23 protein-coding genes are annotated in these 20417 nt (G+C 40.4%); 12 read left to right on the forward strand and 11 right to left on the reverse strand.

The features are described from left to right. Positions 1-271 precede the first annotated feature (271 nt). The 6 genes from OCU78_RS14865 (at position 272) to OCU78_RS14890 (ending at position 4452) form a co-directional block, all read left to right on the forward strand. Positions 272-1192: a permease gene (locus OCU78_RS14865; RefSeq protein WP_167493983.1), complete on the forward strand. Its 921-nt coding sequence runs from the start codon at positions 272-274 to the stop codon at positions 1190-1192. Positions 1193-1245: 53 nt separating this feature from the next. Continuing rightward, positions 1246-1638, forward strand: coding sequence for an ArsR/SmtB family transcription factor (locus tag OCU78_RS14870; RefSeq protein WP_137372017.1), 393 nt, complete (start codon positions 1246-1248; stop codon positions 1636-1638). A gap of 12 nt (positions 1639-1650) precedes the next feature. After that, a complete protein-coding gene (locus OCU78_RS14875) occupies positions 1651-2097 on the forward strand; it encodes a pentapeptide repeat-containing protein (protein WP_137372018.1) in 447 nt (148 codons plus the stop codon). Positions 2098-2401: 304 nt separating this feature from the next. After that, complete coding sequence (locus OCU78_RS14880) at positions 2402-2836, forward strand: hypothetical protein (RefSeq protein WP_137372019.1); 435 nt, start codon at positions 2402-2404, stop codon at positions 2834-2836. Between the two features lie 45 nt (positions 2837-2881). Next, complete coding sequence (locus tag OCU78_RS14885) at positions 2882-3232, forward strand: hypothetical protein (RefSeq protein WP_137372020.1); 351 nt, start codon at positions 2882-2884, stop codon at positions 3230-3232. Between the two features lie 218 nt (positions 3233-3450). Next, complete coding sequence (locus OCU78_RS14890) at positions 3451-4452, forward strand: metal-dependent hydrolase (RefSeq protein ID WP_137372021.1); 1002 nt, start codon at positions 3451-3453, stop codon at positions 4450-4452. A gap of 13 nt (positions 4453-4465) precedes the next feature. On the opposite strand, the gene OCU78_RS14895 is transcribed toward OCU78_RS14890, so the two are convergent. After that, complete coding sequence (locus tag OCU78_RS14895) at positions 4466-5089, reverse strand: CIA30 family protein (RefSeq protein ID WP_137372022.1); 624 nt, start codon at positions 5087-5089, stop codon at positions 4466-4468. Between the two features lie 25 nt (positions 5090-5114). Then, positions 5115-5381: a DUF3081 domain-containing protein gene (locus OCU78_RS14900; protein ID WP_137372023.1), complete on the reverse strand. Its 267-nt coding sequence runs from the start codon at positions 5379-5381 to the stop codon at positions 5115-5117. 375 nt (positions 5382-5756) lie between these two features. Here OCU78_RS14900 and OCU78_RS14905 point away from each other — a divergent pair, with 375 nt between their 5' ends. The 4 genes from OCU78_RS14905 to OCU78_RS14920 all read left to right on the forward strand — a co-directional run bounded on the left by OCU78_RS14905 (position 5757) and on the right by OCU78_RS14920 (position 9542). Next, positions 5757-6206, forward strand: coding sequence for a GNAT family N-acetyltransferase (locus OCU78_RS14905; protein WP_137372024.1), 450 nt, complete (start codon positions 5757-5759; stop codon positions 6204-6206). 247 nt (positions 6207-6453) lie between these two features. Further along, positions 6454-7341, forward strand: a complete 888-nt coding sequence (locus tag OCU78_RS14910; RefSeq protein WP_137372025.1) for a LysR family transcriptional regulator — start codon at positions 6454-6456, stop codon at positions 7339-7341. A gap of 240 nt (positions 7342-7581) precedes the next feature. Continuing rightward, on the forward strand, positions 7582-8580 hold the full coding sequence (locus OCU78_RS14915; RefSeq protein WP_137372269.1) for a response regulator: 999 nt from the start codon (positions 7582-7584) through the stop codon (positions 8578-8580). Continuing rightward, positions 8577-9542, forward strand: coding sequence for a sensor domain-containing diguanylate cyclase (locus OCU78_RS14920; protein ID WP_137372026.1), 966 nt, complete (start codon positions 8577-8579; stop codon positions 9540-9542). The genes OCU78_RS14915 and OCU78_RS14920 overlap by 4 nt, the downstream gene beginning before the upstream one ends. A 106-nt stretch (positions 9543-9648) precedes the next feature. Here OCU78_RS14920 and OCU78_RS14925 read toward each other — a convergent pair whose 3' ends face one another. After that, the gene (locus OCU78_RS14925; protein ID WP_137372027.1) at positions 9649-10329 is read right to left on the reverse strand and encodes a DUF1826 domain-containing protein; all 681 of its coding nucleotides are present in this window, start codon (positions 10327-10329) and stop codon (positions 9649-9651) included. A 440-nt stretch (positions 10330-10769) separates the two neighbouring features. Between OCU78_RS14925 and OCU78_RS14930 the strand changes: the two genes are divergently transcribed. Next, entirely contained in the window at positions 10770-12374 is a 1605-nt protein-coding gene (locus OCU78_RS14930) for a BCCT family transporter (protein ID WP_137372028.1), read from the forward strand. A 241-nt stretch (positions 12375-12615) separates the two neighbouring features. On the opposite strand, the gene OCU78_RS14935 is transcribed toward OCU78_RS14930, so the two are convergent. Both OCU78_RS14935 and OCU78_RS14940 read right to left on the reverse strand, forming a co-directional pair. Further along, positions 12616-13185: an NnrU family protein gene (locus OCU78_RS14935; protein ID WP_137372029.1), complete on the reverse strand. Its 570-nt coding sequence runs from the start codon at positions 13183-13185 to the stop codon at positions 12616-12618. 173 nt (positions 13186-13358) lie between these two features. Then, positions 13359-13754, reverse strand: coding sequence for a PaaI family thioesterase (locus OCU78_RS14940; protein ID WP_137372030.1), 396 nt, complete (start codon positions 13752-13754; stop codon positions 13359-13361). Positions 13755-13782: 28 nt separating this feature from the next. Here OCU78_RS14940 and OCU78_RS14945 point away from each other — a divergent pair, with 28 nt between their 5' ends. Continuing rightward, the gene (locus tag OCU78_RS14945; protein WP_137372031.1) at positions 13783-14061 is read left to right on the forward strand and encodes a DUF134 domain-containing protein; all 279 of its coding nucleotides are present in this window, start codon (positions 13783-13785) and stop codon (positions 14059-14061) included. On the opposite strand, the gene nqrM is transcribed toward OCU78_RS14945, so the two are convergent. The 6 genes from nqrM to pyrC form a co-directional block, all read right to left on the reverse strand. After that, positions 14049-14252, reverse strand: a complete 204-nt coding sequence (gene nqrM, locus OCU78_RS14950; RefSeq protein WP_137372032.1) for a (Na+)-NQR maturation NqrM — start codon at positions 14250-14252, stop codon at positions 14049-14051. The genes OCU78_RS14945 and nqrM overlap by 13 nt on opposite strands. Beyond that, positions 14249-14698, reverse strand: coding sequence for a NifB/NifX family molybdenum-iron cluster-binding protein (locus OCU78_RS14955; RefSeq protein ID WP_137372033.1), 450 nt, complete (start codon positions 14696-14698; stop codon positions 14249-14251). Before OCU78_RS14955 ends, nqrM begins: the two co-directional genes overlap by 4 nt. 328 nt (positions 14699-15026) lie before the next feature. Then, positions 15027-16469 (reverse strand): AGE family epimerase/isomerase, encoded by a 1443-nt coding sequence (locus OCU78_RS14960; protein WP_137372034.1) that lies wholly within the window; start codon positions 16467-16469, stop codon positions 15027-15029. A gap of 197 nt (positions 16470-16666) precedes the next feature. Continuing rightward, positions 16667-17590 (reverse strand): M14 family metallopeptidase, encoded by a 924-nt coding sequence (locus OCU78_RS14965; protein ID WP_137372035.1) that lies wholly within the window; start codon positions 17588-17590, stop codon positions 16667-16669. 141 nt (positions 17591-17731) lie between these two features. Further along, the gene (locus tag OCU78_RS14970; RefSeq protein ID WP_137372036.1) at positions 17732-18928 is read right to left on the reverse strand and encodes a GGDEF domain-containing protein; all 1197 of its coding nucleotides are present in this window, start codon (positions 18926-18928) and stop codon (positions 17732-17734) included. A gap of 282 nt (positions 18929-19210) precedes the next feature. Next, on the reverse strand, positions 19211-20239 hold the full coding sequence (gene pyrC, locus OCU78_RS14975) for a dihydroorotase (protein ID WP_137372037.1): 1029 nt from the start codon (positions 20237-20239) through the stop codon (positions 19211-19213). Positions 20240-20417: the final 178 nt, after the last annotated feature.

Genomic DNA, 20417 nt, shown 5'->3' on the forward strand with positions numbered 1-20417 from the left:
GATATAGAGATTTCCCCTCATAAAACCTTAAATCAATATTTTAAAAGCGAGCGTAGTGCTCGCTTTTTTTATTTATATCGAAAACTATTATCCGCTATCCGCTATCCGCTATCCGCTATCCGCTATCCGCTATCCGCTATCCGCTATCCCAATTATGGACAATGACAATTTTACGAATCGCGAGCATATAACTTTTTAAATATACATACTTGCTCAATTGTGCATGTGTGTATATGATTCAGTTCTATTTTCACTTGTAGAGATTCCAATTGTGGATGCTAAATTAGTAATTGCGTTAAATGAGTTCTTTTATGTGGCTAAAGGTCTAGTGCTGATCATTGCTGTTGTGTCTGTGTTAACTGGTATTATGCGAGAATATATTCCGCAAGATAAACTCCAGGCAACACTGACTAAACATGATAAGTGGGGAACCTTACTAGGCGCTTTTTTTGGAATGCTGACCCCATTTTGTAGTGCGGCCGTTGTTCCTGTGACCATGGCAATGGCATCAATGGGAGCATCACTTGGTACCGTCATGAGTTTCATCATTTCAGCACCATTATGTAACTTCATCGTATTGGCGATGGTGTACGCTGCCTTTGGGTTGAAGATTACCGTGGTTTATTTCTTAATTACCTTTAGTGCGGCAGTACTTGGGGGATATCTGATATCTAAATCTCCTTGGCGAAATGAAATCAAACGTGATGGCGAGCTTGAAAACACTAAGGGAAATAGTTGTAGTTCAGAAAAGGCAATCACTTGCGGTGGTGTACTTTCTTCAGCTTCAAGAATGCGTAATGCTATGGACGGGGCATGGGCTTTGTTTAAGCGCATTATCCCATACGTCCTATTGGGCGCGGCGATCAGTGGGTTTTCTGCAGCTTATTTGCCAGCCGATCTTGTGGAGAAATATGTAGGGGGCGATAGCTTTGAGTCGATAGTGATTGCTTCACTTATTGGTATTCCACTTTATCTCCGGATTGAAATGGCAATTCCTTTACTTAACGTATTGATAGCGAAAGGAATGGGCTTAGGTGCTGCATTAGCATTAATTATTGGTGGTACTGGTGCAAGTTTGCCTGAAATCGCGCTAGTATCAGCTGTTCTTAAAAGAAAAGCAGTGATAGCGTTTGTTGGGATAGTGTTAACTACAGCCATTTTGGGTGGCGCTATTTTCCAATACGCTCTATAGAAGTGTCGCGCCACTCGGTTTGAGTGGCGCTATTAGTTGAAAAGGTAAACACCGTGATGGATGAAAAATATATTGATTCGTTAAAAGCGTTATCGGAACCAAACCGATTACGTTTGTTTTGGTTATTTCTGCATGTTGACGAATGCATGGCAGTTGCAGAGGCTATGGATATCATTGGTGAAACTCAGTACAACGTTTCTCGAAATTTAAAAATGCTGTACAAGGCTGGGCTGCTTAACCATGAGAAGAAGGGAAAATGGGTGTTTTACACTTTAAAAGAGCAGACTGCACCTCACTGCAAAGCCTTAGTGGATTCAGTCAGACACTTACCAGAAGATGATTTTAAAGAAGTGATGAAACGCTGCATTATTCGTTTATCAATGAGAGTTGATGGCGAATGTGTTGTCGGCCCGGATAGTGAAATATGGCAAAGTAAAATTAAGTAAGTATGGTTTTTTATGAATACGTACACTAAACAGGAACTGGATTTTATTATAGAGCAGCACAGCTTATGGCTTAAAAATGAAGGTGGTAAACGTGCTGTTTTAGGGAGCGCTGACCTTAGTCACCTCAACCTAAAGGGGCTCGATCTACGAAGAGCGAACTTAATTCGTACTGATTTTAGCCACAGTGATTTGTCCGGTAGCGATATGAGTGATGCCGATATCATGTACGCAAACTTCCAGAGTGCATGCTTAAATAATGCTATTTTCCGTGATTCTGATTTACGTAATGCCAATATGAGCCATGCTCAGATGTGTAATATTGACTTACAACGAGCCGATTTATACAAGACAGATCTTAGTCATACCGAATTGAGCAATGGTGCGCTTAAAAGCTCTTATTCAACGGGAACAATAATCACATTGCGTGATACCAGTAAGCCAAGTTGTTTCTCGCTTTAACCTCCGATATATCTCTAACAATTTAAGCTGCCTTCCCCACCTTTGATCTCATGAATTAAGTCGGTCTTATTAGGGGGAGGTTTATATTGTTGTCAGCTATTTTGCTACATCTACATCTACATCTACATCTACATCTACATCTACATCTAGTTACTTAGGTACTACGGGCCGCTCTTCTCTTAAAGACAATGTATGTCGGAAAAATGCCTGTTTAATTTCAGTAAACCTTATCAATCTTATTAGGCGCAGGTAAGGTCACTTTTCTGTGTATTAAACGCTTATTAATTATCTCAGGTGAACAATAATGAGAGCAGTATGGATTTTTATCATCATTGTCAGCACGTTAGTTTATGGCTGTATGAGAAGAGAAAGTATTGAACGTAATTGTTTTGAACCTTTTTCGATTTCACCTACTGATTACTTTAATACCCCTGAACCTCAGCTTTGGTACATTATTGGAGGGAATAGTGGAGATGACTTTTTAGTCGATAATAATATCTTTGCGTACGTTGTTGAGGGTGACTTTGCGCAGAAAATGACTCCGCTAGACCCAGACAGCTCGGTCAACTTTACCGGAAATGTTTACAAGTTTTGGCCTAGTTGGCCTGAAAAGTTCCTCGGTGGCGGTGATAACAATATTCAATTTGAAGTTTTCATTGATAGAGATAAATTCTTAGTTTTCGATGAGTTAGAGAGGAATGAAAACATCCCGAGTATAGAAGAGCGTTGTGATTTTTGAGCTGATGAGAACTATTATTTTGACTGAAAAGTTATAGGGAAATATATGAATTTTGAAGGGTTATCAGAACAGCAAGTTTTGGATATAGCTAATCCTATAATGGATAATTTGATGGAAGCATCAACTGAAATTAATTATGAAAGACATGTTCAAGACTTTACGGATCGCATGAAGAGTATAGTGACTAAAGATTACCTTCATAAGGTCTGTGAGCAGTATCAATCAGAAAAAGGATACTTTGCTGAACGTGAGTTTGTTGCTGTGTTCAAACGTCCCGATTCAGTGGCAATCGTCTGGAAACAATCATTTACTAAAGCGAAAGGGCAATTTGTAGCTGAAATGGTGTTGGTCAATGTTAATGGTCGCTACCTTTGCGATCATGTGATGGTCTTTTAATTGGATAATCGCTAATTTAGCAATTGATGATCGAAAATTTCAATGACACTAGTTTTCAAGGGCGAAATTTAGCGAAATGAAGTCAGTCAATCTTTCAAAACACGCCAAGTGCTAAACTTGTTTTCGTAGCGAAACAGCGCTGAGTTGTGAATAGCAATTTAGTGGTGAAGCTCAGCTGAGCATCTATTATTAAGTCATATGCAATCAATGAGTTAATTATGGATCCATTAACACAAGGTGTGCTGGGGGCTTCTTTGTCCCTATCAGTAAGCCAAAAACAACACTTAATCGTCGCCGGTGCTTTTGGTCTACTCGCAGGAATGGCTCCGGATCTGGATGTATTTATCCAGTCAGAGAGCGATCCATTACTTTTTTTGGAGTTTCACCGGCAATTTACTCATTCACTCTTTTTTATTCCTCTGGGCAGTTTTATATGTGCTCTTGCTTTTCACTGGCTGATCGGAAAGCCACAGCGACTCTCGTTTAAACAAAGTTGGCTTTATAGCGCACTAGGTTATAGCACTCACGCGTTGCTGGATTCTTGTACTTCTTATGGCACTCAGTTATTTTGGCCTCTAACCAGTGAGCGTTATGCTTGGAATAGCGTATCCGTGATTGACCCCGTGTTCACCCTGCCTATATTGATACTGCTCGTATTCACAATGCTTAAACGAAACACTTGGTTTGCTCGTATCGCATTTCTTTGGGCTTTAACGTATCCAACATTAGGTATGATACAAAGAGATCGCGCTGAGGTTGCGGGATGGCAATTAGCAAATGAACGACAACATGCCCCTATTCGGTTAGAGGCGAAACCGAGTTTCGCCAATATTTTGTTGTGGAAGGTTATCTACGAAACTGAGGGTTACTACCATGTTGATGCTGTGAGGGTAGGGACTTCAGTGAAAAAATACCCAGGTGAAGCCATAGAAAAGCTAGAGATGAGTAGGGACTTCCCTTGGCTCGACCTTAATTCACAACAAGCTAAAGACATTGAACGCTTCAGCCAGTTTTCAAAGGGCTTTTTAGCCAAAGCTCCTAGCGATGAACTGCGTGTTATCGATGTTAGATATTCAATTGTACCAAACCAACTCAACGGGCTATGGAGTATAAAGCTATCACCATCAGTGACTCATGATACGCATGTAGAATATGAGACACATAGGTCTAATAGCTCGGCATCAAGACAACTTTTCTTAGAAATGCTATTGGATTTTTAATGATTTAATTTCGTTACTTATTAGGTTCTTGTGATTTTTTAAATTGGATCTGAATTAAATTAAGAGAAAAGGGAAGAGGCTGCTTATCTGCAATTAGAAAGCCAATTTGTTTTATTTCTTTTGCATCAATTTTAGGAGCTCCGCTGAGCATTCGCCCTCTGAACACTGCTTGAAAATCACTAAGATGGAAAACTCTCTTAAATTGTTCTCCTTGAACAGTGGAAAAATCGTGTTTGTAGTTTATTCGGTAGCCGTCTTTCCATGTTGTGAGCCTGAGCTGGTAAGTGCGTCCATCACCAATATATGTTAGTTCAACGGTGTCCGGCTTATTGGACAGAGTCTCAATCGCTCGGTTTACTGAACTGAATCCACCATTGTTGGCAAACGATAACTCACCGATGAAACGACTTAACTGACCGTCATAGATGAAACTGCCTGTTGAAACGCCACCCATTACATTATCGTTGGTTGCAGTCCAGTTATGTTGTTCGCTCGCTTTTGTAAAATCGATCATATTCTTTCCTGAAGCCATTACGGCTTTAGAGCATAAAAAATAGCTAGTAAAGACTAACAACAAAAAGGCTATTTTCTTCATCGAGTAGTGTATTTGAACTCTTTTAATGTGAGCTATATTCATCTTAACTCCGTTCATGAGACTTCTTTCAATGTATTGGTTTAGTAGTAATCATTGCTAAGCAATGGCTGATGAAAGCGGAGTAATTGGACGGTTTACCGTGCTCAATTTTAAGTGTTCCGTGAAACATTAGCGTTACGGTTACGTCTTTGTAGCTTAACCAACAGGTGTATCCATCGTAATCGTGCCATGCGTATACTTCATCTAAAACGTATCGGTCATCTAACCTATCACCAGATGCTCGAATACAGTCGAACACTCTGAGAAATTCTTTGATGGTGAGCTTTGTATCCATGTGTTACTCCTAATATGAGGCTAATAAGCACAACATTTACAACCTATAGCCAATGCGTTAAACCAAACCTGATGCATTACTAAGGATAAAATTCATGTCTTGTATGTGCTCTTGATTGCCTAGTTAGGTACGGTTGAACCCTTTGATTCGATCAATGGTGAGTGTCTCTAATGTATATCTATCTGAATATAAAAGTGATTATGGTTGCTGATAGTAGAGAGAACTTATCTGATGGAACCTGTGATACATTTGAAATATTAACTGGGAAGGACCAATGCTTTTCGAACATTGGTTAGAAGAAAATCTAGAATCATAACAAGCACTAGCGAGCTAACTCATAAATTGAGTCAGTCTCAAACTTTAATAGGAAATACCATGGCAAATCATATTGAGTTTAAACCTTTTGAACCAAGCGATAGAGATGCTTGTCTTCAAATCTTTGATGAAAACTGTCCATTATACTTTGCGACTAATGAACGTGAAGATTACTCCGGCTTTTTGAATAGCTTCCCCGAAGGTTATGAAGTTTGTATGGTAAACAGTCATATCGTTGGTGCTTATGGTTTGGCTGTGGATGACCAGAAAAATTGTCATCTCAATTGGATTTTAATCTCTCCAGGTACCCAAGGGTCGGGTATCGGTAATGAATTTATGACTAGGGCGATTGCTCGTGCAAAGTGTCTAGGTTCAGAAGAAATTCAAATTTCAGCTAGCCATTTGTCGGCTCCTTTTTTTGCTAAGTACGGAGCATTAGAGGTGAATTACATATCTGATGGATGGGGTTTAGGAATGCATCGAGTGGATATGAGATTGAAACTGCCTTAAATGGTTTTGGTTTAAAGCCGGGAGCCACCGTAGTAATGGTTGAAAGTATTTACGTTTATTTGAAATGATGCCTGCTAAGTTTGATTAAATGTTTACAGTAAACTAGACGAATCGCTGTTTAAACTGGATTGAATTATAAGTACTCAAATTAAGGTGTGTTTCTTTGACGAAATGAATCATAAAAGATTGATGTTCTGCAAAAAACACACAGAATCAAACGTCATAATTTCTTAAATCGAGCTAGTGAATGGATAAATTAACTGCAGCAAAGGTGTTTGTTGATATTGCTCAATCAGGCAGTTTTACGGCGACGTCTGATAGGCTCGAAATGTCACGACCTATGGTAACTCGTTATGTTGAAGCGATGGAAAAATGGCTCAACGTGCGCTTATTACACCGAACTACTCGTAAGGTCACATTAACTAGTGCAGGAGTAGGTTGCTTGAAAGAAGTAGAGCTTTGGCTGGAACAAGCGGAAGCTCTACTCGAGTTGAGTGATAAAAGTGAAGAACTCTCTGGTAGTGTAAGAGTCGCGACAAGCATGTCATTTGGATTTTCACAGCTTGTTCCTGCACTGCAAGAGTTCATGTCCATACATCCCAAAGTTTATGTCGATATTGATTTACAGGACTCTGTTGCTGATTTAACCGAAAGGCAAATTGATCTGGCGATTCGTATTGCGTCTAACCCAGATCCATCTTTGATCGGTAAGCCAATTGCCTTGTGTAAATCGCAACTTGTTGCCTCTCCAACCTACTTAGCTACGAGAGATAAACTTGTTGAACCTAAACAACTTATTGAACATCGCTGCTTGGGGTATAAAAACTTTCAGCGGCATGTATGGCATTTAACACAGGGAGAACAGCAGCAATCCGTTGATGTTGAGTGCAAGCTAACAGCCAATGAAGCCACGGCTTTGCTTCACGCTGCGCTTTGCAATGGGGGCGTTGCCATCCAGCCCGATTACTTAGTGAATAAATATTTAAAGTCTGGTGAGTTAGAATCGGTTTTACCTGAATGGAAACCAGCGGAACTTACCGTGTATGCGCTTTATTCTTCTAGAAAACATTTATCACCTACTGTCAGAGCATTAATCGATTACTTACAACAATATTTCGAAGATAACCCACCGTAAGTGGTTTCTTGGGCTGGCATTTATATTTATCTGAAAATTCATTGTGTTAGTCGACCCTTTTATACTATCTATTAGGCAGAAATGATGCGGAAACAGCGAGTTACGCACATAATATGTAATAATGGCCGAATTGTTGACGTCAATACTTAGTCTCTGGTCACAAATGAAGCAACTTGGAAGTCATTGAACATAAATATATGGCATGATGGTTTGTTATCAATAAACACATTTGCTCAGCCAATGAATATCTTAGTATGCGATGATTCTATTATCGCTAGAAAGTCAATAATTAGGCATCTGGACATATCATCTCACCTTGAGATCTTTCAAGCTGAGAATGGGCAGCAGGCGCTTGAATTGCTCGCTGCTCACCCTATAGATCTGCTATTTCTCGATTTGACGATGCCTGTTTTAGATGGGTTTGGCGTATTAACTGCTTTGCCAGTCAATACCTACCCAACGAAAGTCGTTGTGGTTTCTGCTGATATTCAAAGCCAAGCGAAACAACGCTGCATAGACTTGGGAGCAATTGCGTTTTTAGATAAGCCCTTTGCACCAATGGAACTGGCAGTACTGTTAGATGATTACTTAGTCCCGTCATCAAAAGTTGAACCTGTTCAACGATCCCAACTTTCACAATTTGACATCATAGCCAACATCAAAGAAATGAGTAATGTTGCCCTTGGTACCAGTGCTTCTTTGATTTCTGAGCAAGTTGGTCAATTTATCGAGATGCCAATTCCCAACGTAGCTTCACTGCATCAATCAGAATTGAAAATGACAGTGCAAGATATTGTTGACCATTCTGAATATCGTGCAGTTTCTCAACGTTTTGTTGGGCACGGTATCAACGGTGAAGCGCTGGTTTGTTTGCATGGCGATGGGCTTAGTCAACTTGCGCAGGTTTATGGCGGTAGTGATCAAAATATCGCAAAGGATCAAAATTCAACGAGTGAAATAATTCTGGATTTAGCCAACCTGACTGTTTCTTCATTTCTTGTCTCTTTTAGTAAGCAGCTTGATATCTCTATATCTTTACGTCAGCCGATTATTTTAGAAAAAGAACAGCTTCAAGAATCTCTTGGGTGTAACCAATTTCTTTCTGGGTATGACAAAGACATTTTTACCATTGAATTTGTATATAAAAGTGAAGACATCGATCTCGCCTGTGATGTTATTTTTCTAATGCACAATGAATCATTGAACGCGATTGGCGACATTTTAGAGACGGTATTATGAATACGACAGATATAGGTGACTTGCATTGGGCAATGCAGATTATTGGTGGTCTCGATGCCGGACTGATAGTTATCGATCGTGATTATCAAGTATATGCTTGGAATTCTTTTATGCAGTCATATAGCGGAATAAAAGCCAATGAGATCATTGGTAAGCCGTTATTTGAGGTTGTGACAGATCTCCCTGAGGAATGGGTAAAAAGAAAAGTTGATACCGCTTTTAAGCTAAAGAGTCGTAGTTTTTCATGTTGGGAAGACCGACCTTACTTGTTTAAATTTAAAAATTTCAGCCCAATTTCAAATGGCTTAGAAGAGATGCATCAAAACGTGACCTTCTCTCCCCTTACTTCTGTGAATGGTGATGTTTCACACGTTAGTATTGTAGTGAATGACGTTACTGACATTGCAAAAAATAAAATTCATCTTGTTGATTCAAACCAAAAGCTATCTGATCTTAGCCGAACAGATGGCTTAACTAAGTTATTCAACCGTCGTTATTGGGAAAACTGTCTTCAACAAGAATTCAATAGGTGCCATGTATCTGGCATTGTCTCGTCTATTGTGATCTTTGATATTGACCATTTTAAACGTGTTAATGATACCTATGGGCATACAGTGGGTGATCAAGTGATACGTCATGTCGCCGATGAACTTCGAAGAGCATCGAGATCATCAGATATATGCGGTCGCTATGGCGGAGAAGAGTTTACCATCATCTTGCCTGGAACTTGTGCTGGGCAAGCTCTCTATTTCACAGAAAGGCTTCGGAAGCGAATAGAAAGCTCGATTGTTGAATACCAAGGGAGCTCCGTTCAGTACACGATAAGCTTGGGGATTTGTGAGGTGTCTAGCTCTCAAAGTAATCACTTGTCATGGTTAGAGCATGCAGATAAAGCGTTATATTTTTCTAAAGAAATGGGGCGAAATCGTTCGACAGTTTTTGACATTACCTTAATTGAGTAGTGAGTTTTTCTGGTTATAGCCTTAGCTTGCACTCTTGTGTTTGATGCACTTTTACTTACCACTTTTTACGTCAAACATTTAGATAGGCGCTATTTCTAGGCACTTACTAACCGAAGTCGAGCGTCAGTAATAACCTAGTTTCTTCGGATTTCATGGCTGGTGAACGATGGACCAGCCCTGAATGTTCGTTTCCAATCCAAAGCTCCCCTTTAAGAAGTGCTACATCACCGCAAGTCACCTGCTGAATATCGGATTCTTGTGTATAAAGACCTGAGATTGAATCCGGTTGTCCATTACTTCCATGTCCTAATTTTGAGCGATCTAGTACATGATTTGGCAGCCATTGCGTTGCAATTCCATGGTAAGTGGAAACTAATCGACAAGGTACTTTATCAACATGGAATCTAGGGCACATCGCACTATCTAGAGTTGCTAAACGTAGACCAGCTTGCTTAAGGTCGAAGAGGTAGCAGTACATATCAACGAGTTCTACCATGTTCTCCAGTAGCGCTTTAGGCGCGGTCCCGTTTGTCGCGTACTCGAGCTTTTCATACGCATTTTCAGGAGTGAGAGTTATGGATTTTCTAACACTAAGGTTCTGAGTGAGAAAGTGGCCGACTGCTTGAGCTAGTTCTTCGTCATTACTACGTCGCCAAATCGCAATGTTGATGTGCTCTTGGTAGATATCACTTAGAACTGTTGGGTGTTCCCCAGTGCTGAAACACGGCTCAATATTACTCTGTGGGGAGATGTTTGTGAGGGGCTGTTCAATCAAAGCGGTATTCATTGTGTCATTTCCTAAGTAGCAATCAGGTCGTCAAATCTCATACAACGGCTTTCGTTATGTAGAAAAATGGATTGGTTGTCGTGTGATGTTATAACATAACAGTTGTGGTTGTGCGAGATGAGAGGGCTTATAATTGTTAATCGCTAGTTAACGATTGATGTAATTCGTGGATGGTTAAAGACGAGGTGTAATGCTCTGAATGTGCTTATAGTGATGCTTGAACATTATTCAATATGCATTGGTCAGGTTATTGTCAGATCTAAATCTAAGAACCCACATCAAAATTTGGAGACTTGAATTTGTGTTACCATACGCCGCTTGGGGTTGAGCACAAAGTTTTATCATATCGCTTTATATGATGTGACTAGCCAATCAAGTTGTAATTGGATATGGAGTTGGTCCTTATATTCGATCTCTCGGATATGTGAACATCATAATTTATGAGTTTTAAATCAAAAAAGTACAGTATTGATTCTACTGATTATCAAGTCGGTCAAGATAACGTCAGCAAATGGGGTATGGATGTCCATAACACCGTTTTTGTGGCATCTGTCAGTTTATCTATTCTTTTCGTCATCACTCTTCTTGCGCTACCAACTGCTGATGCAAAAGCGGCGATTGATTCTATTAAAGGCGCTGTTTTATCGAACTTCGATTTCCTATTCATGTGGGGAGCTAACATCCTGCTAGTGTTCGCAATCATCCTGGCGTTTTCACCTTTAGGTAAAATTCGTTTAGGTGGTGAAGATGCGACGGCTGATTATTCCAAAGCATCATGGATTGCAATGCTTTTTGCCGCTGGTATGGGGATTGGGCTTATTTTCTGGGGTGTTGCAGAGCCAACTGCTTTCTTCACCAATTGGTTCGGAACACCATTGAATGCTGAACCTTATACAGAAGCCGGTCGTGAGTTAGCACTAGGCGCAACAGTTTTCCACTGGGGCTTACATGCATGGGCTATCTATGGGATGACAGCACTTTGCCTTGCATACTTTGTTTATAACAAAGGTTTACCGCTATCAATGCGTTCAGTATTTTATCCATTATTGGGTGATCGTGTTTGGGGTAAAACCGGCGATGTTATCGATGTACTGACAGTGTTAGTGACTCTGTTTGGTCTGGCTACATCATTGGGTTTAGGTGGTACACAAGCGGCAAGTGGGATTAGCCATGTTTTCGGCTTAGAGAATAACATCTATCTTCAGCAAGCTATTATCGTGTTGATCATGGGCTTAGCGATTGTTTCTGTTCTGCGTGGCATGGACGGAGGTGTTAAGTTCCTTAGTAACCTAAATATGGTTATTGCGTTTATATTCCTTGGTCTTATTGCTGTTTTGAATTTCACTACAGTGCTTGATTCTTTGGCTACAGCAGTCACGGGTTATGTGAAAAACATCGTAGCATTAAGTCAAACTTCTGGTCGTGAAGATACAACATGGCTACATGGTTGGACTGTGTTCTACTGGGCTTGGTGGGTTGCTTATGCACCATTTTTCGGTATGTTCGTTGCTCGTATTTCTAAAGGTCGTACTGTTCGTGAATTCTTGCTTTGTGTAATGATTATTCCAACATTAGTGACGACAGCTTGGATGTCTATCTTTGGTGGTGTAGCTATCGAACAAGTAATGGATAAAGTAGGTCAGCTTGGTATTGATCAGGGTATTACAGATGTGTCTCTAAGCTTGTTCTATATGCTAGATGCCTATCCGTTTGGCAGTATTTTATCTGTAATCGCCGTTGCATTAATCATTGTATTCTTTGTAACCACACTTGATTCGGGATCTATCGTAATTGATGGCATGACGGCTGGTGGTAAATTAGAAGTACCAGTGAAGCAGAAGGTGGTTTGGGCTGTTATTTCTGGTGCGATTGCAATGGTCATGTTGTGGATTGGTGGTACTCAATCTATTCAAGCGCTGCAATCTATTACCATTATAGCGGCTATGCCTTTCACTATTATTTTATTGCTGGGCAGTGTGAGTTTATTTAAAGGACTGCTGACGGAATTGGATAAAGTGCAAGTGTCTGCTAATGAATCACGTTAGTTACCTAAAGTAGTAGCCTGCACCTTATAATAAAACTCTCTGGTACATTGTGTCAGAGAGTTTTTTATTAAATAACATTCTAAAAACCACTAATTCAATTAAAGTAACCTTACTCTCCTGATAGCGTAGTTCGATACATTTTGATTACTAATTGATTAAATATTTCAATAGGTTATCGATTTTATCATGATGAATGGCATATAGCTGTCATTGATAAGAGTCAACATTTAAAGCAGTCGAATCACACGACTAATGGCATGCCAATTAGCTTGCTGTGCAAATACAGCACGAAGGTAATAGTTAATGCTATGCCAAGAATGATCGCAATGATGTCATTCATTTTACTTGGTTTAAGACTCGGTAGAGGGCGAGTTTCTCTTTTATTGAACGACACTCGTGCAATGATTGCCCAGATTAAAAAAGATCCAAAAAGTATCACGTCAGCCATCATGCCATTAACGAGTAAATGACTGAATGCCCATAATTTTACAGCGATAAGTTGAGGGTGTTTCGTTACTTGCTTTATTTTACCTGGTAAGTAAGGAACAACGAATAACACCATTACAGGAAGCATCAATAAATAGGTGAGATGCCTTACCCAGTATGGCAGTGTATAAAGCAGTACAGGCTCGAGTCTAAGTGATGCATAGCCTTTTGCAATAAACACAATTCCCACAAGAGATATGATTGAGTAGATCAACTTCCACCCAATCTTGTATTTTTCAACCATTCTGGTTCTGAAATCTTCATTAATGATAGATATTGAATGAACACCTAAAAATAACATTAAACCTGTAATAAAAATCACCATAAGATCTTTCCTCTATTCCTTTATATTGACGCTAGAATAACCACTTTCCTTGCATGTAAAGTTGCGCACAATCAAATTGTGCAAAATTAAAGGTAAATAATTTGTGACATCTTCGTTGACTGCCCTAGTGGTATTAATCGATTTTCTGTGTGGGTTTCAGGCTTAGATAGGCTTTATGACATGAATTGACTTTGTGCCGATGAACATATTCTTCCGTGTTGGACTATCTGGCTTTGTAAAAAATGAATATTACGTTTGCTTTTTACCCACTTCGCTCGGATTTCTATTGGCTTACCAATGTATATCGGGCTATGGAATCTAGAGGCTAAGCTAACGGTCATCGCGTGGATATCATGACTGAATAAGCAGTGCAGCATTGCACAGTCATGTAACGTGGTTACAATGCCTCCTTGCATAATCCCATCGTAGCCCTCCACTTTATCTGTTGGTACAATCTTCGCGAGGATCTCTCGTTCACCTATGATGTCAAAGTTTATAGGGCTGTGAGTAAAAAAATTGTGGCAGCATACTTGGCATTGTCGATGGTTATAGGGAGTAGAGATATTCATATTTGCCTTTACACAGTAGGAAATTGATATGGCTCGACCAAAAAAACATCGAGTGTTATGTACACGTGCTGCTTATTCTTGTTTCAAGCCTAATGGAATTCCTCGAGAGGAACTCCATCATGAAGACCTTCATTTAGAAGAGCTGGAAGCATTACGCTTGGCTGATGTTGAAGGGCTGAGTCAGCTTGAAGCCGCAATGCAAATGCAGGTGTCCCGCCAAACGTTCGGTAACATCATTAAACGTGCACGAGCTAAAGTAGCAACCTGCATTGTTCATGGTCATGCACTAGTGATTCAAGAGTCCTGATAGGGCTCTTTGATTTGGTAGAGTACTCGGCTGTGTTCCACACACATATCTACGCAATTGCATTCTTTCTTGATATCTAATTGAGCTAACCCGCCACAACTCCCTTTGATGGGGTGTCGTGAAAAAATGATACCTATCGACATCAACGTTATTACGGCGATAAAACTCAGGAGAGTGAATAAGAATGTCATTGGTAAACCCTTTTGATTACCCCTAGTTTATGCGGCTGCGATCTGGAAAGAGTGGAAGTGGTGGAAAGAGCTGAAGTCGGTCCTCTTTTGCTGCCGCAACGATGATTATTACGTGATTCTCGGCCGTACTCTGTGTCTCGAATTTCTGGCAGGTTCTTTAAGTCTAATGCGGTAATTAACGCTTTTGCAGGAGAGGCAAAGACTTTGACTTCCTTATCGAACAGGTGGCCTAGCATTTTTTTACCAATATGGCGGACAACAACAGCCTTTACATGATAAGTACCAATGATCGCCATCCATCGATTCTTTTTATTGCATGAGTTATCCGATTCGTTCCAAGGAATAATATGCCTGACCTGTTGTCGGTCATCCATAATGATGATTTGTGGTGAGCGAGAAAAATGGTTGCCAACGTGAAGGTTCTGAGAAGGGACCGCGTAGATCATGGTAGCTCCTAGCAAATGCGAATGAGGTGGTTATTGTAAGATTTGTTATTGGCATATGCTAATAACAAATATGCAACTATAGTTTTCGCAGGCTAGGGAATGTCGAGAACAGTCGTCGGGTGTAGACAAATATAAGGTGTGAATATCAGTCTTATTTTGTATTCATCTATAGTGCTTATTTACTGTTTTTAATCCACTTGTTTTAGTTCTGGGTAACTGGCGATACTCACAACTTACCTATTGTTCTAAATATAAACTTACCTATTGCTAACTTTATATTTAGAACAATAGGTAAGCCATTTTTAAGCGTTAGTTGACGTTCAAGCTGCTAAGGTTGAATGTTTTCAAAACGGACTTTTTGCGTTCCATCTTCTTGCACATCTATATCAATCACGTCACCTTGAAAATAATAAGGGGCAACGGGCATTTTGCTGTTTTTCGGTCTGGCGTAGTGTAAGGTTGCCGATTTTTTTTCAACTTGCTGTGAGTATAAGTAACCAATTAAGGCATGCTCAAATTGATGGTATCCATTGCCCCAATGGAAAGCTTTAGTTCGTTTGGGTTCAAGTCCAACCCCGCCGTACTTATGGTCAACCCATACATCATGGAAAGTTGGTAGGGTATATTGCAGCACTTCTTTCATCGAACCGTCAACGAGTGATACGGTCATAGCGGCTTGATCAAGCTCTGCCCATTCCCATGATGAACTCCACTGACTATAAGGTCGACTTTGCCAGCCTGTTATATCCTGATCTTTCCATTTTTCCTGAAGTTGTTCGTTAAAGTAGCCGGAGACGCTGGCAAAACTTTTCTGATATTGCGCTTGCTCGAGAGTATGTTTCATCCCCTTGAGACCGAAAGTCGACCATTCAGAATTCTTTAGGGTTTGCCCTGTTAAATACGTCATCCAGTACGCTTTGATAGTGTGCCCAAAATCATTATGATTGGCGTTTGGCATCATGGCGGCTTTATGGTGAATTGCTCCGTAAAAGCGTTGTTCGCTCTTGGAGTGATAATGCTCAACCATGGTTTGTGTTAGCCAGTTAAGGTCATTAAACCATTTTGACTTGATCGGCTCTTCTAGTAACGGTGCAATCAATAGCATGTAACCGTTAATTTGGTCTAATTGAGCGACCAGCTCTCGCTGTTTTGCACTGCCATCACTGCTGTCAGCCAGAACCCAAGCGAGACCAAGACCATCTTCCAGTCGATATTTTTCAAATATGAAAGCTTGCTGATCGATAAGTGCCTGCTCGACCTTTTTGTCTTGTGTTAGGTAGTAATACATAGCTAAGCCAACTAAAGCATAAGCTTGATCTTGCGATGTGCGTTGTTGCCAATCTAGCCCTGCTCTCCCTTTTTGGGTATAGCTAATGAAGCCACCATTCTTCTTGTCTTGTAGCTCATCAATTATGTAGTAGGCACCTTGTTTTGCTAGGTTTAAGGCTTTAGGGTCTCCGGTAAGGTGGTACAGAACACCATAAGCAAAAGTTTGCCGTGATTTCATTCGTGTGAAATCTTTTCCAAAATGTGGTGCAATCCAATCTCTTTTTAATTCAGGGCAGACATCTGAAACATTGAGCAGTGTGCCGTCATCACAGCGGAAAGTCGGGAAGTTACCGATTGGCTCACCTTGAGCACTCGGCATTACCCAATAGGGAGCGAGCCCTTTGGTTGTGTGATCTAGCCAGTCTTCACCTGAAGGAAGGTTGATGCTTGCAGATACGGTTAAGCTGACCGTACTTAGAATAGCAATTGTTTCTCGTAACATGATGTGCACTTAAGTAGTTGAATTTATTTGAATATAAACAATCATACTTACACATTATGGCGGGGTGATCACAGTCGTTTAAATGTTGAATGGTAAAGGTGGCTTGTTTGAAGTGAAGCAGGCTCAGAAAAAGTGGCACACTTATCAATTAATTAAGCCAGTGTGCCACTAATGCCATTGCGACTGAAACCATGTGGTTAAGCGGTTTTGGCTAGTACATAGTCAAGCGCACCTAGAATTGCTGCTACTTGAGCGTCATTACATTCTTCGTCTGTGACTTTAGCGCTGTCAGGGTAAACTTCAGTCGTAGTTCCATATTTACAGTTTGTCACACCACCACATAGTCCGAGTTTTTTCATTGGGTAGTTGATAACGCCATGTTGTGTTACGTCTGAACCGATGATTTTGCCTTCTTCATCCGCAGGGGCAATGTGCGTTACTTTTGCCACTGATTCAATGATAGCGGCTTGGAACTCCGGTTGCGGGTTTTCAGTATCGCCTACCGTGTAGAAGCCATCTGGAATCATCCCCTCAATGTACTCAATACCATCACGTGCCGCGAGAGCTGGTCTAAACTCGGTTTCATCAGAGTCCGTAGTTTCGTGAAGATCAATGTGTACTAAAACTTCTTGTGGCAAAGAAGCAACTAGATCGCGTAGGTTTGCGGATTCTTCTGCGGGTGTACCTTCATAGAAAGAACGGTTTGGATCTACCGCATTTGGGTTCCAGCGGTTAATCACTTCATAGCCCCATGGGCTAACACAAGGCGCGATGACAATATTAAAATACGGCGTGTATTTGTTCGCTTGAGTTTCTGCAAACTTAATTGCGCCGTGAACACCGCTGGTTTCATAACCATGTACGCCGCCAGTCACAAGAACGGTTGGTTTGTTGCTGTCCCAATTTTTACTTTTAATGGCAAATAGCGGAAAACGCTCGGTGTCATAGCTCAAGGCGCCATACTGTTCGATATCAAACTGCTCGGAGAGTGCTGAAATTTTTGGCACTACTTCTTTTTGATATTCACGTTTAATGGTGGTTTGTTCGTACCACTCTTTGCGTTCTTGTTCTTGCCATTTTTGACCAGGCTTACCGATTGGGTAGGTGTAGGTATCTTGCATTTCCTTGCCTCTATAGGATCACGTTGAAGGCAAGAGCATAGTCAGCTGTCGATTGTTAAGCAACTGTTATTGATGTCGTTGATTTATGAACCAACAAAATGGTAGGGAAACATATTAATTTATGTATTAGTTGGCTTTAATCTACTGTATCACTTTTAGATTTGGCCCTAGATCTGAAGGAGTTTTGGCGGAATAAACTGCATTTCTACCGTTGCTTTTCGCAGCATATAGAGCTTCATCAGCTCTTTGTATCAGCGAAGACCATTGCTCATCTTTATTTAATTGAGAAACACCAAAGCTAGCGGTCCAAGGAACAGTTTGATTCTGAGTAAATGAAAAACTGGCTATAGATTCGCGTATTTTATTCGCTACAATCATTGCATTTTCAGTATTCGTTTCAGGTAAAATAATTAAGAACTCATCACCACCGTAGCGAAACCCAAGATCTTGTTTTCGCAGTTTAGTTCTCAATATCTCCCCAATTCTTATTAATACTAGATCACCTATTTGATGACCTAAAGAATCATTTATTTCTTTAAAATGGTCAATGTCAGCAATGATAATAGACAATTCAGAGTGGTTTCGCTGCGCTCGAGAATACTCTCTTGGAATGATGTCTTCCATCGCTCTGCGGTTATAAAGCTGCGTTAGGCTATCTTTGATTGAAGAGCTATAAACGGTTGAGACTAACCTTGCATTAATAAGCCAAGTGAATGTAAACCCAACCACAATGATCAATACCACCATCATAAAGAAGGCGAGCTGGTGGATGTTTCCCGCGTGTAAGAAATTATTGATGTCTGACCCTGAAACGGTAATGCCTATACGTAAGGTCATAAAGAAAGCATTAAAGAAGAAAATACCTGCCAGTAGCCAGATAGCTAATGATAGGTCATCAGCTTTTCCTTTCAAGGTAATGTATGCGCTCATACTTGTGCAAATAACTACATGCAGGCTAATTATAACGATTCTCGTCGTCGTGGAAGTATCGAACAATGAGTAGTAAATAAGAGATATAGCAACCAGAGGTAAAAGAATGAAAGCTATTTTTGAGTATATGAAGGATGTGATTCGAAACTGACATAGACTATGCACAATCAAAGTGAAACCGAAAGCAATAAGAGTATTTGCTGCGACTTTTGATAACCAAATTGAGATGCTTGGACCAAAACTGAGTAAAGAGAAACCAATAGACAGCATCAAAATCGCTGTCGCTAAAGTGAATAAGCCTGGTATTGGCTCTTGGTTTTTTTGAAGAAGACTTAGCCCTATAAAATAAACGATGGATAACATTGCCGTGACAACGCACAACGTCCGAATGTCTAAATTTAATTCCATGTACACCCTCTCGATAAGATCGAATGAGCGCTTAGCTCTTATATCTGAAGCTTAGTCTACAACCCTTAATAAATCGAATGGCGCCCGAAATATTTGCATATTCTCGAATTAAAATGAGTGACTTAGCGGTTAATCGCTACTGGGGTATTGTTTGAATAGAATAGTTTGAGACTAAGGTTGAGGGTTTTAATGAAAGATGACGAAAGAACTATCTATAAAAAAGCTCTCTATATTTAATAGAGAGCTTTTAAAGTTCAGTGAGAAAGATGCTGAATTAAATAATTACTTAACTGTCCAAGCGATCGTTTCGCCAGCTCGAATCGGTACAACAATATCAGAACCGAAAGGCATCGTTTCTGCTACTTTCCACTCTTCTTTGACCAAGGTTACGGTATCTGAATTGCGAGGGATACCATAAAAATCCGGTCCATTATGACAAGCAAAGGCTTCTAGATTTTCTAGTTTACCTTCTTGTTCAAATACTTCTGCATAAAGTTCAACAGCTGCGTGTGCAGTATAAGAACCAGCACAGCCACAAGCTGCTTCTTTCATGCCTTTCGCGTGGGGCGCAGAATCCGTACCAAGGAAGAATTTCTTACTGCCACTTGTTGCCACAGCGATAAGAGCTTGCTGGTGGGTATTGCGCTTAAGAATTGGCAAGCAGTAGAAGTGAGGTTTAATGCCGCCTACTAGCATGTGGTTACGGTTATATAGTAAGTGGTGCGCCGTAATCGTTGCTGCAACGTTCTCATTTGCTTTTTGAACGAAGAAAGCCGCATCTGCTGTTGTAATGTGCTCTAAAACAATCTTCAGTTTAGGGAAGTCGTTAACAATAGGTGCTAGCACTGTGTCTAAAAACTCTTTCTCACGGTCAAAAATATCGACGTCATGTGACGTTACTTCGCCGTGTACAAGAAGCAACATACCGACTTCTTGCATCGTTTCTAGTACGTGATAAATATTCTTAGCTGATGTTACGCCAGAATCAGAGTTTGTCGTAGCGCCTGCCGGGTAAAGTTTAGCGGCAACAACGGCACCAGATTCTCTTGCTTTACGGATTTCTTCAGATGTCGTGTTATCTGTTAAGTAAAGTGCCATTAAAGGCTCAAACTGTTCACTTGGCTTTTCTGCCATGATGCGTTCACGGTAAGCTAAAGCCATTTCGGTATCGGTTACCGGTGGGATGGTGTTTGGCATGATTAACGCTCGACCATTGTAACGGCTGATATCGCGAACGGTATCTTTCAGTACATCACCATCGCGTAGATGAACGTGCCAGTCGTCAGGACGAGTAATCGTAATTTGTGTCATTGAAATGCTCCCACCAATTGAAGTGTTATGTAGTTGGAGCCTAAACGAACCAAAAACTGTGAAAGCAATCGCTTCCGTTTAGGCGACAGGATGATAGAGGAAAAGAGGTTTCATTTCACCCTATTTTTATTTCAATGATGGTTGAGGCTTTATTAATTACGGGCTAAATGAGATTAAA

It is taken from the genome of Vibrio gallaecicus (assembly GCF_024347495.1).
Lineage (GTDB): Bacteria > Pseudomonadota > Gammaproteobacteria > Enterobacterales > Vibrionaceae > Vibrio > Vibrio gallaecicus.

Excerpts from the sequence above, each read along its gene's own strand:
- OCU78_RS14915 (WP_137372269.1), top strand. The coding sequence starts at position 7,582 with ATGAATATCTTAGTATGCGATGATTCTATTATCGCTAGAAAGTCAATA.
- OCU78_RS14935 (WP_137372029.1), bottom strand. The coding sequence starts at position 13,185 with ATGGTGATTTTTATTACAGGTTTAATGTTATTTTTAGGTGTTCATTCA.
- pyrC (WP_137372037.1), bottom strand. The coding sequence starts at position 20,239 with ATGACACAAATTACGATTACTCGTCCTGACGACTGGCACGTTCATCTA.
- OCU78_RS14945 (WP_137372031.1), top strand. The coding sequence starts at position 13,783 with ATGGCTCGACCAAAAAAACATCGAGTGTTATGTACACGTGCTGCTTAT.
- OCU78_RS14890 (WP_137372021.1), top strand. The coding sequence starts at position 3,451 with ATGGATCCATTAACACAAGGTGTGCTGGGGGCTTCTTTGTCCCTATCA.
- OCU78_RS14885 (WP_137372020.1), top strand. The coding sequence starts at position 2,882 with ATGAATTTTGAAGGGTTATCAGAACAGCAAGTTTTGGATATAGCTAAT.
- OCU78_RS14970 (WP_137372036.1), bottom strand. The coding sequence starts at position 18,928 with ATGGAATTAAATTTAGACATTCGGACGTTGTGCGTTGTCACGGCAATG.
- OCU78_RS14875 (WP_137372018.1), top strand. The coding sequence starts at position 1,651 with ATGAATACGTACACTAAACAGGAACTGGATTTTATTATAGAGCAGCAC.
- OCU78_RS14925 (WP_137372027.1), bottom strand. The coding sequence starts at position 10,329 with ATGAATACCGCTTTGATTGAACAGCCCCTCACAAACATCTCCCCACAG.
- OCU78_RS14955 (WP_137372033.1), bottom strand. The coding sequence starts at position 14,698 with ATGATCTACGCGGTCCCTTCTCAGAACCTTCACGTTGGCAACCATTTT.
- nqrM (WP_137372032.1), bottom strand. The coding sequence starts at position 14,252 with ATGACATTCTTATTCACTCTCCTGAGTTTTATCGCCGTAATAACGTTG.
- OCU78_RS14920 (WP_137372026.1), top strand. The coding sequence starts at position 8,577 with ATGAATACGACAGATATAGGTGACTTGCATTGGGCAATGCAGATTATT.
- OCU78_RS14910 (WP_137372025.1), top strand. The coding sequence starts at position 6,454 with ATGGATAAATTAACTGCAGCAAAGGTGTTTGTTGATATTGCTCAATCA.
- OCU78_RS14880 (WP_137372019.1), top strand. The coding sequence starts at position 2,402 with ATGAGAGCAGTATGGATTTTTATCATCATTGTCAGCACGTTAGTTTAT.
- OCU78_RS14940 (WP_137372030.1), bottom strand. The coding sequence starts at position 13,754 with ATGAATATCTCTACTCCCTATAACCATCGACAATGCCAAGTATGCTGC.
- OCU78_RS14905 (WP_137372024.1), top strand. The coding sequence starts at position 5,757 with ATGGCAAATCATATTGAGTTTAAACCTTTTGAACCAAGCGATAGAGAT.
- OCU78_RS14965 (WP_137372035.1), bottom strand. The coding sequence starts at position 17,590 with ATGCAAGATACCTACACCTACCCAATCGGTAAGCCTGGTCAAAAATGG.
- OCU78_RS14895 (WP_137372022.1), bottom strand. The coding sequence starts at position 5,089 with ATGAATATAGCTCACATTAAAAGAGTTCAAATACACTACTCGATGAAG.
- OCU78_RS14930 (WP_137372028.1), top strand. The coding sequence starts at position 10,770 with ATGAGTTTTAAATCAAAAAAGTACAGTATTGATTCTACTGATTATCAA.
- OCU78_RS14900 (WP_137372023.1), bottom strand. The coding sequence starts at position 5,381 with ATGGATACAAAGCTCACCATCAAAGAATTTCTCAGAGTGTTCGACTGT.
- OCU78_RS14960 (WP_137372034.1), bottom strand. The coding sequence starts at position 16,469 with ATGTTACGAGAAACAATTGCTATTCTAAGTACGGTCAGCTTAACCGTA.